This is a genomic window from Salipiger mangrovisoli (genome assembly GCF_015223355.1).
Classification (GTDB): Bacteria; Pseudomonadota; Alphaproteobacteria; order Rhodobacterales; family Rhodobacteraceae; genus Salipiger; species Salipiger mangrovisoli.
Map to the genome: position 1 here is coordinate 165,990 of NZ_JADFFK010000008.1, position 13,364 is coordinate 179,353.

Sequence of the window (13,364 nt, forward strand, 5' to 3'; positions counted from 1 at the left end):
ACGGCGCGACCGCCCTCGCTGCCGCTGCGGGCCTCCCCGAGGACGGGCAGCGGCAGCGGCAGGGACGAGACCTAACGGTCAGCGCAGCTTGCGATAACCCCAGATCAGCAGGATGGCACCGATGATGCCGACGATGAGCTGCGGGATCCATGTGTTGGCGGCGTAGATGCCGACCAGCGACAAGATCAGGTTCAGCACCACCGCGCCGATGATGCCGAGGATGATGTTGGTCAGAATGCCGGTATCGGCCTTCATGATCATCGAGGCGATCCATCCGGCGAGGCCGCCGACGATGATGGAGGCAAGAATTCCGAGACCCATTGTGCGTATCCCTCAAATGCAAATGTTACGCTGGGGTAACGTCTTGGGAGGAGGATGGTTCCTGAATACCGGGGCGTGCCCCGCATCACCCGCAGCGGGAGGCAACAAATGAAAAGGGGCGCCATTGGCGCCCCGTCTCGAACTCCGGGCCGGGCCGAGGCCCGACGGATCAGTCGCGCAGCAGCTCGTTGATGCCGGTCTTCGAGCGGGTCTTCTCGTCGACGCGCTTGACGATGACCGCGCAGTAGAGGCTGACGCCGTTCTTCGAGGGCATCGAGCCCGCGACGACCACCGAGTAGGGCGGCACTTCGCCGTACATGACTTCGCCGGTCTCGCGGTCGACGATCTTGGTCGACTGGCCGAGGAAGACGCCCATGCCGAGCACCGAGCCCTCGCGGACGATCACGCCCTCGACCACTTCCGAACGCGCGCCGATGAAGCAGTTGTCCTCGATGATGGTCGGGCCGGCCTGCATGGGCTCGAGCACGCCGCCGATGCCGACGCCGCCCGACAGGTGCACGCCCTTGCCGATCTGCGCGCAGGAGCCGACGGTCGCCCAGGTGTCCACCATGGTGCCGCTGTCCACATAGGCGCCGAGGTTGACGAAGGAGGGCATCAGCACCACGCCCGGCGCGATGTAGGCCGACTTGCGGACGACGGCGTTGGGGACGGCGCGGAAGCCGGCGGCCCGCCACTGGTTCTCGCCCCAGCCCTTGAACTTGCTGTCGACCTTGTCCCACCAGCCGGAGCCCTGCGGGCCGCCGTCGTGCTGCTCCATGTCCTTGATGCGGAAGCCGAGCAGAACGGCCTTCTTGGCCCACTGGTTGACGTGCCAGCTGCCGTCCGCCTGTTTTTCCGCAACGCGCAGCGTGCCGCTGTCGAGCGCGTTCAGCGTGTCCTCGATAGCCTCGCGGGTTTCACCGGTGGTTGCGGGGGTGATCGTGTCGCGCGCCTCCCAGGCGGCTTCGATGGCGGTTTCGAGCTGGGCGTTGGACATTTGCGTCTCCTGTCGTCCGGGTTTACTGCCCTATAGCGGCAGGGTGCCGCCGCGACAATGCGAACCGTCGCCGCGCCGCGCCTGTCGGGCAGGGCAAGACAGGAGAGACCCGTGGCAAAACCGATCCACAGCATGATCCGCGTGCTCGACGAGGCACGCTCGCTTGCTTTCTACGACACGGCTTTCGGGCTGACGGTCAAGGACCGGCTCGATTTTCCCGAGTTCACGCTTGTGTATCTCGGCAATCCCGAGAGCGGCTTCGAGCTTGAGCTGACGGTGAACAAGGGCCGGACCGAGCCCTATGAGCTTGGCGACGGCTACGGGCATTTCGCGGTTTCGGTCGAGGATCTCGATGCCGAACATGCGCGCTTTGAAGCGGCCGGACTCGCGCCGCGGAAGCTGGTGGAATTCGCCCCCGCAGGCGAGGTCGTGGCGCGGTTCTTCTTCGTTGCCGATCCCGATGGCTACCAGATCGAGGTGCTGGAGCGCAGCGGCCGGTTCAAGTAAGCCGCCGGATTTCGCGGCGTGGGGAGGAGAAGGGGGGCGCTGCCCCCCGTCCGCGCCTCTGGCGCGGCCTCCCCCCGGCGTATTTTTCAAGAGAAGAAGGGCCGGGAGCAGGGGCGGGGTCAGCCCAGCGGGTCGGGCGCGATGTTGCCGCCGCAAAGCAGCACGGCGACGCGCTCGCCCGGCTCGGGACGATAGGCACCGGAGCGCAGCGCGGCGAGCGCGGTGGCACCGGCGGGCTCGACCAGCAGCCGATGCGCCTGCCAGAGCGCGCGCTGCGCCTCGGTGATCGCGGCATCGGTGACGGTGACGCGGCGGGACAGGTGCTTGCGCGCCAGATCGAAGCAGAGGCTGCCGATGCGCCGTGCGCCGAGCGCATTGGCGGCGACGCCCGAGACCTCGACATCCACGGGGGCGCCGGCCGCCAGCGCGGCATCCAGCGTGCGGGCCTGCTCGGGCTCGACCGCAACGATGCGGCGCGCGCCTTGCATCCAGCCGAGGGCGCCGCCGATCAGACCGCCGCCGCCGACGGCGATGAGCACCGTGTCGGCCTCGAGCCCCTGCTGTTCCCATTCGCGCATCAGCGTGCCCTGACCGGCGAGCGTGGCGGGGGCGTCGTAGGCGTGGATCTGCATGGCGCCGGTCTCGGCCTCGCAGGCGCGGGCTTTCTCCAGCGCGTTGGCGTATTCACCGGGCACCACCGTGAGCGCGGCGCTGGTGCGTTCGATCAGGGCGATCTTGGCGGGACCGGCGATCTCCGGCACGAAGATCTGCGCGCGATGGCCAAGCCGGGTGGCCGCATAGGCGACGGCCGCCCCGTGATTGCCGCCGGAGGCCGCGACGACCCCGGCGGCGGGCACCTGCTGGCTGAGCAGCGTGTTGAAGGCGCCGCGGGCCTTGAAGCTGCCGGTGTGTTGAAGCTGTTCGAGCTTGAGGTCGACCGGGCGATCCCACAGCACCGCGCTGCGCATCACCGGGGTGCGCTGCACGAATGCGCCGCTGCGTTCGGCAGCGGCGGCGATCTCTGCTTTCCAGTCCATTTTCCGTTTTCCTCTGATGCTCTTGCCGCCGGGCACGCTATATTCAGAGTCTGAGCAGAACAAGGACGGCCGACATGAATGACGAACGCCACTCCATCTTCCGCGACGCCGGACGTGACCGCAAGACTGCCGAGCAGATCCCGGACACGCCGCAGACGCGCGCCCCGTCCTATCGCCTCGCCTTCGCGGACGAGTCCTTCCTGTGCCGCGAGGAGTTGCGCCCGGTGCGGTTGCAGCTGGAATTGCTGAAGCCGCAGCTCGAGCTCGACGAGCGGCAGATCGAGAGCACCATCGTGCTGTTCGGCGGGGCGCGGATCCCCTCTCCGGCCGAGAAGGCAACAGCGCGCACCAAGACGCTGGCGGACCTGTCGCATTTCTACGAAGAGGCGCGGCTCTTTGCGCAGGCGATGACCCGCAAGTCGATCGCCACGGGCAACCGTGAATTCGTCGTCACCACCGGCGGCGGGCCGGGCGTGATGGAGGCGGGCAATCGCGGTGCCGAGGAGGCCGGGGGCGTGTCGATCGGGCTCAATATCGTGCTGCCGCACGAGCAGGCGCCGAACGCCTACGTGACCCCGAACCTGTGCTTCAACTTCCACTATTTCGCGATCCGCAAGATGCATTTCCTCATGCGCGCGCGGGCGATCTGCGTTTTCCCCGGCGGCTTTGGGACGCTCGACGAGATGTTCGAGGCGCTGACGCTGATCCAGACCGGGCGGATGGAGCGGGTGCCCTTCCTGCTGTTCGGGCGCAGCTTCTGGGAGACCATCATCAACTGGAAGGCGCTGGAGGACGCCGGGACCATCAGCCCCGAGGATCTCGACCTCTTCCGCTTCGTCGAAAGCGCCGAGGAAGCGGCGCATATCATCGAGGAATGGGATCCGGCTCCGGCGCGGAGCGACATTCCGGGACGGTGACGCTGGCGGCGCGGCGCGGATCAAACGCGCCGATCAAACGAAAGGGGCGCGGTCATCCGCGCCCCTTTTGCCTGAGTGTCCCGAGGTGGGTTCGTTCAGAGCGATTTCTGTTCTTCCACCTTCGTGGGGATGTCTTCGCAGCGCTCGACCCAGCGGGCGATGATCTCGCGGGCGAAATCCTCGTCCCGCTCTCCGATTGCCTGGCGCAGGTCCTTGATCGCCGTGGCGATCTCGAATTCGGAGAGGTAGCTTTCCTGCGCGCGCAGGATCTTGTGGTGCGGGGTGGTGAGCATGTCCGTGGAAATCAGCAGCTCTTCGTGCAGTTTCTCGCCCTTGCGCAGGCCGGTCACCTTGATCTCGATGTCGCCGTTGCGGGTCGCCTCGTCGCGCACCGTGTAGCCCGCGCCCTCGATCATTTGCCGCGCCAGCTTGTGGATGGGCACCGGCTCGCCCATGTCGAGCACGAAGACGTCGCCACCGCGCGAGAAGGAGCCTGCCAGAAGCACCAGGCGCGCGGCTTCGGAAATGGTCATGAAATACCGCGTCACGCGGGTGTCGGTCAGGGTCACCGGCCCGCCGCGGGCGATCTGTTCCTCGAAGAGCGGAATGACCGATCCGGAGGAGCCGAGCACATTGCCGAAGCGGACCATCGAGAAGCGCGTGCCCGAGCTGCGGGTGGCGAGATCCTGCACGAGCAATTCGGCGAGGCGCTTCGAGGCGCCCATGACATTGGTCGGCCGCACCGCCTTGTCGGAGGAGACGAGGATGAACCGCTCGACCCCGGCCTCGCGCGAGGCCTCGGCGATGACCTTGGTGCCCAGCACGTTGTTGCGCATGCCGGTGATCACGTTGCTTTCCACCAACGGCAGGTGCTTGTAGGCGGCGGCATGGAGCACCACGTCGATGCGGTACTGCTTGAGAACACTGGCGACGAGCGACTCGTCGAGCACGGAGCCCAGCACCGGCGTGATCTTGAGCCCGTCCTGCGTAAGGTCGCGCAGCTCCTTGTCGATGTTGTAGAGCGCCAGTTCCGAATGGTCGAGCGCGACGATGCACTCGGGTTTGCAGCCAAGCAGCTGGCGACAGAGTTCGGAACCGATCGAGCCACCCGCGCCGGTGATCAGGATGCGGCGACCGGTATAGGCGTGGCTGACGCCGGGCAGCTCGCTCTCAAGCCGACCGCGGCCGAGCAAGTCGTCCAGCGAGACCGGCGAGACGCGCTTGCGCAGCTCGCCCTTGCCGACGAGTTCGGCGAAGGAGGGCAGTGCATGGACCTCGCAGCCGATGCTGCGCAGGCGGTGGGCGATGCGCGCGAGCTCGGGCTGGCGGATCGAGGGCATGGCAAGCACCACGCGGTCGATGCCGCGGGTTTCGATCAGGTGCTTGATCGTCGAGGGGGCGTGCACGCGCAGCCCGGAGATGACGAGGGTCTGAAGGGTCGGATTGTCGTCGACGTAGCAGACCGGCTCGATCGCGTCGTCATGGCGCAGCGCGGCAACGAGCTGCTGGCCGGTCTTGCCCGCACCGTAGATCAGCACCCGCATCCTTGGGCGGCTGCGCCTGTAGATCGCCACGGTGATGTGGCGCAGCGCGATCCGCCAGGACGCGCTGAGCACCATGAGGATGATCGCGAAGTTGAAATAGACAGGCAGGGTGATCTCGGGGTTCACCACCGCATCGATGACCAGCGCGGCCAGGGCGGTGAGGACCGAGAAAAGCGCGGTGCGGGTGATGCCCCTGGTCTCGAAGGCGTTCAACTTGATCCGCGGCAATTGCAGGCGCGAGGAAATGACCGCCCCGGACAGCACGACAAGAACAATCAGCGGAATGAGTTCGGAGACCGGGGGAAGATCGGTGCGGACCGTGGCATTGAGAAAGATGGCAAGCGCCATCGCAAAGGCCACCATACCCACATCGAGGGCTAGGAAAATGACCTGTTTCTGACCGCGCGAGAGCGAGGTGATCGATCTATAGAAGCGCAGGCGCGATCTGCTGGGACGCTGGGTCTTGCTATTTGCAGCGCCGGACAGGCGTTGCTGCATCTGCTGCCTCTTGCTTCTCTGCCGCATTGTTTCTTCTGTCCAATCGGTCTTCAAATACGTTTATGATCTACGCACTTGCCTAAACAATGGACAAGAGCAGAGATCCTGTGCTGTGCAGGAAGAGCGGTTTTCTTCCAAAGAATATTTGGTCAATGCCATGAAAATCGGCGGCTTAGTAGGGAAATTCCCGCATTTCGGGGTTTTGGGCGGAAGTTTGGGCCGGGCGTGGCCATTTGGCAGCAGCGACAGCCCGAATGCGGGCGCCGCACTGGAAAACAGCCCTTCCGGATGTATCTCGCATGGGATATGAGGCGCGCCAGTCTGCAGCGCGGGATCCGCTCGCGCGCAGCATCCAGGAAGGAGAGCCAGAACCATGGGCTACAAGGTCGTTGTTGCCGGTGCCACGGGGAACGTGGGCCGTGAAATGCTGAACATCCTCGCCGAGCGCGAGTTCCCGGTTGATGAAATCGCCGCACTCGCGTCGCGAAAATCTCTGGGAACCGAGGTGAGCTTCGGCGACAAGACACTCAAAACCCAGGATCTCGCCACTTTCGACTTCACCGGCTGGGACATCGCGCTCTTTGCCGTGGGCTCGGGCCCGACGAAAGAATTCGCGCCGAAGGCTGCGGCCGCGGGCTGCGTGGTGATCGACAACAGCTCGCTCTACCGCTACGACCCGGACGTTCCGCTGATCGTGCCGGAAGTGAACGCCGACGCCGTGATGGGCTACACCAAGAAGAACATCATCGCGAACCCGAACTGCTCGACCGCTCAGATGGTCGTGGCGCTCAAGCCGCTGCATGATCGCGCCAAGATCAAGCGCGTTGTCGTATCGACCTACCAGTCGGTTTCGGGCTCGGGCAAGGAAGGTATGGACGAGCTCTGGGAGCAGACCAAGGCGGTCTACAACCCTGTCTCCGACGTCCCGCCGTCGAAGTTCACCAAGGAAATCGCCTTCAACGTCATTCCGCACATCGACGTTTTCCTCGATGACGGTTCGACCAAGGAAGAGTGGAAGATGGTCGCCGAGACCAAGAAGATCATCGATCCGTCGATCAAGGTCACCGCGACCTGCGTCCGCGTTCCGGTCTTCGTCGGTCACTCGGAAGCGATCAACCTGGAGTTCGAGGAATTCCTCGACGAGGACGAAGCGCGCGACATCCTGCGCGAGGCGCCCGGCATCATGGTGATCGACAAGCGCGAGGACGGTGGCTACGTCACCCCGAAGGAATGCGTGGGCGACTTCGCGACCTTCATCAGCCGCATCCGCCAGGACAGCACCATCGAGAACGGTCTGAACCTGTGGTGCGTGTCGGACAACCTGCGCAAGGGCGCGGCGCTCAACGCCGTGCAGATCGCAGAGGTGCTTGGTCAGAAGGCGCTCAAGAAGGGCTGAGGTCTCCTCAATCCTTGACAATTTCTTAAAACCCGCCCCTGAAAGGGGGCGGGTTTTTACTATGATTTTAAGTATTTCCCAGAAATTCGGATCGTACCCCATCCGTTGGGATAGGTGCGCCTCACCCACTGGGAACGGCACCTACTCCGCCGTCAGGATGGGCGGATATTTCTCATGTTGGTAGAAAAGGTACATCGACAGCGACGGTTCCCGCCGCACCCGCCAGAAGGCGCAGCCAGTCAAAGGAGTGCCGACATGACCATTGATCTCGCAGACATCGCCCGCGGCCGCCGCATCGTTGCCATTGCCGCCCGCGACATGTCCCTGCTGAGCCGGCGGAGCCGTCCCATGCCCAGCCTGATGGTGCGACTGCTGAACAGCTTCCGCCTTCCGTCCTGAGCGCGTCAAAGGATTTTACGAGTGCCGCCTCGGCGACCTGCGGTCGCCACGTAACCAGGCCAGTTATCCCCAGGGGGTGGGGCGTTTCGAACCCCCAACCGACCCTCGTGTCGCGTTGAGTTCCGCCGGTGGTGTTGTTTTGAGTGCCGGCATGGACGCGAGGGTCTCCGAGTGTTTCGGAGTGTGTGTTGTGTACCAGTAATGGCGGGGTGCGTGGTCTGGTGGTCGCGGGCCCCGCTGGTCGTTTCGCCAGGCCGCAAGGACCTGTTGTGCGTCGTGGTCCCTGCCGTCACATCCGGTCGCCATTTGTGAACCGCCGGGCGGTGAAATCGTGCTAAACTATCTGTGTTTGAGTATGGAAGAGATTTGAGCAATGGATAGTGTTGATCGTGCCGGCTCGATTATCGGGCCGTTTCTCGGCGGGTCTTCGCCGATCTCCCTCACCTCCCGCGGCCACGGCGTTTCGGAAGACATGTTGCCAGGCGATCTTGATTCCGAAACCGCGGCGCTTTTGCGCATGGTGGTGCTGCCGCAGATCGAGGCGGCCTCCAGTTGGGGAGACCTCGTGATCAGGCTGAGGGAGAAGGGCTTTGGGCTGGGCTTTCGCGCGGGCCGGATGATTCTGAACCGGCTCGACAGTGGCGCGGAAATCTGCACGGGACGCAGCCTTGGCGCGCCCCTGCGGGGTCTTGCGGCGCGGCTCGGGCGCCCGGCGCTGCGGCTCAGCCGCGACGGGCAGAGCGCGCAACTTCAGGGCTGAGCCGCGCGGCGCGGGTCAGACCACCTGGTAGCCACCTGCTTTCGGGTCGTAGCATTCCAGCGACCCGCTGCCGATGTCGTGCCACAGCCCGTGGATCGACAGATCCTGCGATTCGACGGCCTGGCGCACGAAGGGGAAGGTCATCAGGTTCTCGAGCGAGACCAGCACCGACTCCTTTTCCAGCGCGCGGGCCATGTCCTCGGGCTTGCGTTCGACCACGCGGTCGTAGCCGGGGCGCAGGATGTCCATCCAGCGGCCGACGAAGCTCGACTTCTCTTCGAGCTGGGGCGCATTGCCCGAGCACATATCGAGGCAGCCCTTCACGCCGCCGCAGCTGGAATGGCCCATGACGATGACATGGGCGACCTTGAGCGCGGTGACCGCATATTCGATCGCCGCCGAGGTGCCGTGCTGCTGCCCATCCGGCTTATAGGGCGGCACCAGGTTGGCGATGTTGCGGTGGATGAAGAACTCGCCAGTGTCCGCCCCGAAGATCGAGGTCACATGCACGCGGCTGTCGCAGCACGAGATGATCATCGCGCGCGGGTGCTGCCCCTCGGAGGCCAGACGTCGGTACCACGCGGAATTCTCGGCATAGCTGGTCGCCTTCCAGCCCTGGAATCGCTGGACCAGGTAAGAGGGAAGCGGTTTGGCGTTGTGCATCTCGATCCTCAAAGCAACTTGAAGCCTTTGACGGAATACGCGGGATTGTCGCGGAATTCGAGAGAAGAAACACCATCATCTAACGTTTTGGGAACCGCGACCCTGTATGAGGGGGGTGCCGTGGGGGCGTTGAGCGGAGGATAGGGCGGTGACCAAATCGCAAACGACCGGCCCGGCACCCGCCGGGGCGGTGAGCCAAATTGCTGTGCTGGCCCCATTCGAGAAGGCGGGGTTGGACCCGCAGCCTCTCGAAGCGATCTTCGCGCGCCTCGGTCCGTCCGAGGCGGAAAACGCCCTTTGTCGCGCGATGGAGGAGTTGGCCTACAGGCTGGGAGAACTTGACCGCGTTCACGCAGAGGGGCGCTGGTCCGACACGCGGCGCCATGTCCGCGAACTCGGGGGGATCGCGGACTGCCTTGGCATGAGTTCGGTCGTGCGGATTTCCGAGGATGTGCTGACCTGCCTGGAAGACGGCGATCTGGTGGCGCTTTCGGCCACGGTGGCGCGGCTTGGTCGCGTGGGCGAGCGCTCGCTCTACGCCATCTGGGACATGGAGGATCAGGGCGTCTGAACCGCCGGGCACTTCGATCGGCGGATCGGGAGGCCGCTGCCGCACGGCCTCGATCTTGGCGGTGCACGGCTGTCACGTCGCCGTCATCTGCCCGACCCGCTCCGGTTCCGCCCCCTTGCGGGTGCCGCTGGCTCCGATAGGCTTGGCGCAAACCGACCAAGGGGACCCAAATGAACCTGACTTTCGCACCGGCTGACGCCGACGCCCTGCCGCTGCATGTGATCGAGGCCGAGGCGCTGGAGGCCTGGCTGGCAGACCAACCCGATCGGGTGCGCAACTGGGTTAACGCCAGCGGGTTCGCGGGGGAAATCGGCACCGCGGTCAGCATCCCCGGAGAGTCAGGCACTCCCGAGGCCGCGTTGATCGGCTACGGCAGCGCTACGCGCCGCCGCCGGATCCGTTTCGCGCTGGCGGCCGGCGTTGCGCGGCTGGCCCGCGGCACCTATCGCATTGCCTCGGGCCTGCCCGCCGCGGCGGCGGAAGAAGAGGCGCTCGGCTGGCTGCTCGCGGGGTATCGCTTCACACGCTATGCCGGCGAGGCGCCGGTGCTGCCACGCCTCGTCGCCCCCGAGCGCGTCGATGCAGCACGGGTTGAGATCCTTGCCGCGGCCGAGGCGCTGACCCGTGACCTGGTGAACACACCGGCCTCTGACATGGGTCCCGAACAGCTCGAGGCCGCGGCGCGCAGCCTTGCGGCGGAGTTCGAGGCGGAAATCGAGGTGACCACCGGCGAGGCGCTCCTGGAGAAGAACTTCCCGATGATCCACGCCGTGGGCCGCGCCAGCCCGCGCGCGCCGCGGCTGATCGACATGCGCTGGGGCACCAGCGGCCCGCGGCTGACGCTGGTCGGCAAGGGTGTCTGTTTCGACACCGGTGGCCTGAACCTCAAGCCCGGCAGTTCCATGGGGCTGATGAAGAAGGACATGGGCGGCGCGGCCAACGTGCTGGGCCTTGCCCGGATGATCATGGCGCTGGGGCTCAAGCTGCAGCTGCGCGTATTGATCCCCGCGGTGGAGAACTCGGTCAGCGGCAACGCCTTCCGCCCGCAGGACATCCTGACATCGCGCAAGGGGCTTACGGTGGAGATCAACAACACCGATGCCGAAGGGCGACTCGTGTTGGCGGATGCGCTTGCGCTCGCCGACGAGGAGCGGCCCGATTTGATCCTGTCGATGGCCACGCTCACCGGCGCGGCCCGCGTCGCGGTCGGTCCCGATCTCGCGCCGTTCTACACCGATGACGAGACCTTTGCCGACGCCTTGGCCAGGGCCAGCGCCGCTGCGGCTGACCCGGTCTGGCGGATGCCTTTCTGGGACCCTTACGAGGACAAGATCGAGCCCGGAATCGCCGATCTCGACAACGCCCCCGCTGGCGGGATGGCCGGCTCGATCACCGCGGCGCTCTTCCTGCGCCGCTTCGTGACGTCAACGCCCTACGCGCATTTCGACATCTACGCCTGGAACCCGTCGCCCGCCCCGGCGCGGCCCAAGGGCGGCGTGGGGCAGGGGCCGCGCGCCATTCTCGGCGCGCTGCCGCAGGTGCTGGGCCTATGAGGGACACCGTGTCGATGGATCGCCGACTCACCCCCGCCAATGGCCGCGTTGCCGATGCGCAGCTTCAGGGACAGGTCGAGGCGCAGTACTTCACCCAAGGCGAGCCTGCGACGGTCCGGGCCGACGTCGCCGACCTGCTGAAAGCGCCCGCGGGTGCCCGCGATCGCCAGCTGACCCATGGCGCCGCCGTCACCGTCTACGAGCGCCACGAGGGCTGGGCCTTCGTTCAGGCGCAGGCGGATGGCTTCGTTGGCTACCTGTCCGAGGAGGCGCTGGGGCCGCGCACCGCGCCAACCCACCGCGTCGCAACCCGCGCCACCCACGCCTATGCCGGGGCCAACCTCAAGACGCCCGAGCGCGCCTTCCTGACCCTCGGCGCGCGGCTCTGCGTGACCGGCCAGTCCGGCAGCTTCCTCGAGACCGAGGCAGGTTTTGTTCCCGCTGGTCACCTGCTGCCGCTCGACAGGCCCGATCCCGATCCAGTCGCCGTCTCCGAGCGGCTGCTCGGCACGCCCTACCTCTGGGGCGGGAACTCGGCGATGGGCATCGATTGCTCGGGGCTGGTACAGGCCGGGTTGCTGGCCTGCGGCATCGACTGTCCCGGCGACAGCGACCTGCAAGAGCGCGCGCTCGGCACGACGCTCGCCCCCGGCATCGCGCCGAAGCGGGGTGATCTCTTCTTCTGGAAGGGCCATGTCGCCTGGGTCGCCGACGAGACGACCTTGCTGCACGCCAACGCCCATCACATGGCCGTCGCCTACGAGCCGATCGCCGACGCGCTGACCCGTATCGAGACGCAGGGCGACGGCCCCGTCACCCGACACGCCCGCCTCACCGGAGCCTGAGATGACCAGCGATTCCTTCTTCCACCCCGTCTCGGGCATGGAGCTGCCGCGCTACGCCGGCATTCCCACCTTCATGCGCCTGCCGCTGGTGCAGCCCGACCACGCGCGGTTTTCCGAGGTCGAGATCGGCCTCGTCGGCGTGCCCTGGGACAGCGGCACCACCAACCGCCCCGGCCCGCGGCATGGCCCGCGCCAGCTGCGCGACGCCTCGACGATGATCCGCGCCGAGCACGGCCATTTCGGCATCCGCCCCTTCGAGGCCGCCGCTTGCGCCGACCTCGGCGACGTCGGCCCGAACCCGGCCGACATCCAAGACAGCATGGCGCGGATCACCGCCTTCTACGACCGGATCGTCGCGGCGGGGATCCGGCCGCTCACGGGCGGCGGTGACCACCTCTGCTCGCTGCCCGTGCTGCGCGCGCTCGGCAAGGCAAAGCCGCTCGGCATGGTGCATTTCGACAGCCATACCGACCTCTGGGACAGCTACTTCGGTGGCTTCAAGTACACCCATGGCACACCCTTCCGCCGTGCGGTGGAGGAGGGCTTGCTTGATCCCAAGCGCGTGGTGCAGATCGGCATCCGCGGCCCGATGTACGACCACGAGGACCGAGATTTCGCCAAGTCGACGGGCATCCGCATCATCCCGATCGAAGAGTTCCACGCCCGCGGCGTGGCCGACGTCATGGCCGAAGCGCGCGAGATCGTCGGCACCGAGCCGACCTATGTCAGCTACGACATCGATTTCGTCGATCCCACCTTCGCCCCCGGCACCGGCACTCCCGAGATCGGCGGGCCGAACTCCTACCAGGCGCTGCAGGTCGTGCGCGAGCTGATGGGGCTGAATATCGTGGGCGCCGACCTCGTCGAAGTCTCGCCGCCCTTCGATAGCTCGGGCGGCACCGCCTTCCTCGGCGTGACGATCATGTTCGAGTTGCTCTGCGCCATGGTCGGCCAGGGCGCGTGACGGTCCCTATCCGCGCGGTCACTCCACCGCGCGGATCAGCTTGCGCTCGAGCACGCGCAGCACGGTCTTGAGGTCGTGCCCCCGCTTGAGCACCTGCCCCTCCATGGTGATCACCGCGAATTCGCCCTGCCGCTGCCGCAGCTTGGGGCGCTTTTCGATGCGGTAGAGCGGATGTTCGGCGGTGCGCCGGAAGACGGAAAACACCGCCACGTCCTTGAGCGAGGAAATCCCGTAATCCCGCCATTCCCCGGCCGCCACCATGCGGCCATAGAGCGAGAGGATCACATTCAGCTCGGTCCGGTGAAAGGCGACAACATCGCTGCCCTGTCCCGGAAAAGGTGTCAGGCTGTTCATCCCTCAAAGCTGCGCCCGATGTGGTCACAAATCAAGGT

Annotated in this window: 15 protein-coding genes; 9 read left to right on the forward strand and 6 right to left on the reverse strand. The window is 66.0% G+C overall.

The features are described from left to right. Window positions 1-78: 78 nt before the first annotated feature. A complete protein-coding gene (locus IQ782_RS12550; protein ID WP_194134987.1) occupies window positions 79-321 on the reverse strand; it encodes a GlsB/YeaQ/YmgE family stress response membrane protein in 243 nt (80 codons plus the stop codon). A gap of 169 nt (window positions 322-490) precedes the next feature. Further along, window positions 491-1,318 (reverse strand): 2,3,4,5-tetrahydropyridine-2,6-dicarboxylate N-succinyltransferase, encoded by an 828-nt coding sequence (gene dapD, locus IQ782_RS12555; protein ID WP_194134988.1) that lies wholly within the window; start codon window positions 1,316-1,318, stop codon window positions 491-493. Window positions 1,319-1,429: 111 nt separating this feature from the next. Here dapD and IQ782_RS12560 point away from each other — a divergent pair, with 111 nt between their 5' ends. After that, window positions 1,430-1,825, forward strand: a complete 396-nt coding sequence (locus IQ782_RS12560) for a VOC family protein (RefSeq protein WP_194134989.1) — start codon at window positions 1,430-1,432, stop codon at window positions 1,823-1,825. A gap of 119 nt (window positions 1,826-1,944) precedes the next feature. Here the strand turns inward: IQ782_RS12560 and IQ782_RS12565 are convergent, their stop codons facing one another. Next, window positions 1,945-2,862, reverse strand: coding sequence for a threonine/serine dehydratase (locus tag IQ782_RS12565; protein ID WP_194134990.1), 918 nt, complete (start codon window positions 2,860-2,862; stop codon window positions 1,945-1,947). 74 nt (window positions 2,863-2,936) lie between these two features. Between IQ782_RS12565 and IQ782_RS12570 the strand changes: the two genes are divergently transcribed. Beyond that, window positions 2,937-3,779 carry an LOG family protein gene (locus tag IQ782_RS12570; protein ID WP_194134991.1) on the forward strand — a complete coding sequence of 281 codons (843 nt, stop codon included), beginning with the start codon at window positions 2,937-2,939 and terminating at the stop codon, window positions 3,777-3,779. Between the two features lie 95 nt (window positions 3,780-3,874). Here the strand turns inward: IQ782_RS12570 and IQ782_RS12575 are convergent, their stop codons facing one another. After that, window positions 3,875-5,821 carry a polysaccharide biosynthesis protein gene (locus IQ782_RS12575; protein ID WP_194134992.1) on the reverse strand — a complete coding sequence of 649 codons (1,947 nt, stop codon included), beginning with the start codon at window positions 5,819-5,821 and terminating at the stop codon, window positions 3,875-3,877. Window positions 5,822-6,194: 373 nt separating this feature from the next. Here IQ782_RS12575 and IQ782_RS12580 point away from each other — a divergent pair, with 373 nt between their 5' ends. From IQ782_RS12580 to IQ782_RS12590, 3 genes are all read left to right on the forward strand, one after another. Further along, complete coding sequence (locus IQ782_RS12580) at window positions 6,195-7,217, forward strand: aspartate-semialdehyde dehydrogenase (RefSeq protein ID WP_194134993.1); 1,023 nt, start codon at window positions 6,195-6,197, stop codon at window positions 7,215-7,217. Window positions 7,218-7,472: 255 nt separating this feature from the next. Continuing rightward, window positions 7,473-7,616: a hypothetical protein gene (locus tag IQ782_RS12585; protein ID WP_194134994.1), complete on the forward strand. Its 144-nt coding sequence runs from the start codon at window positions 7,473-7,475 to the stop codon at window positions 7,614-7,616. 373 nt (window positions 7,617-7,989) lie between these two features. Further along, window positions 7,990-8,376, forward strand: a complete 387-nt coding sequence (locus IQ782_RS12590; RefSeq protein WP_240989260.1) for a hypothetical protein — start codon at window positions 7,990-7,992, stop codon at window positions 8,374-8,376. A 15-nt stretch (window positions 8,377-8,391) separates the two neighbouring features. Here IQ782_RS12590 and IQ782_RS12595 read toward each other — a convergent pair whose 3' ends face one another. Beyond that, window positions 8,392-9,039: a carbonic anhydrase gene (locus IQ782_RS12595; RefSeq protein ID WP_194134995.1), complete on the reverse strand. Its 648-nt coding sequence runs from the start codon at window positions 9,037-9,039 to the stop codon at window positions 8,392-8,394. Between the two features lie 148 nt (window positions 9,040-9,187). Here IQ782_RS12595 and IQ782_RS12600 point away from each other — a divergent pair, with 148 nt between their 5' ends. The 4 genes from IQ782_RS12600 to speB all read left to right on the forward strand — a co-directional run bounded on the left by IQ782_RS12600 (window position 9,188) and on the right by speB (window position 12,972). Continuing rightward, window positions 9,188-9,610, forward strand: coding sequence for a hypothetical protein (locus tag IQ782_RS12600; RefSeq protein WP_338092583.1), 423 nt, complete (start codon window positions 9,188-9,190; stop codon window positions 9,608-9,610). Between the two features lie 170 nt (window positions 9,611-9,780). Beyond that, the gene (locus IQ782_RS12605) at window positions 9,781-11,163 is read left to right on the forward strand and encodes a leucyl aminopeptidase family protein (RefSeq protein ID WP_194134996.1); all 1,383 of its coding nucleotides are present in this window, start codon (window positions 9,781-9,783) and stop codon (window positions 11,161-11,163) included. A gap of 14 nt (window positions 11,164-11,177) precedes the next feature. Next, window positions 11,178-12,008 carry a C40 family peptidase gene (locus IQ782_RS12610; protein WP_194134997.1) on the forward strand — a complete coding sequence of 277 codons (831 nt, stop codon included), beginning with the start codon at window positions 11,178-11,180 and terminating at the stop codon, window positions 12,006-12,008. Between the two features lies 1 nt (window position 12,009). Further along, window positions 12,010-12,972, forward strand: coding sequence for an agmatinase (gene speB / locus IQ782_RS12615; protein ID WP_194134998.1), 963 nt, complete (start codon window positions 12,010-12,012; stop codon window positions 12,970-12,972). Between the two features lie 18 nt (window positions 12,973-12,990). Here speB and IQ782_RS12620 read toward each other — a convergent pair whose 3' ends face one another. After that, entirely contained in the window at window positions 12,991-13,326 is a 336-nt protein-coding gene (locus tag IQ782_RS12620; protein WP_194134999.1) for a DUF2794 domain-containing protein, read from the reverse strand. Window positions 13,327-13,364: the final 38 nt, after the last annotated feature.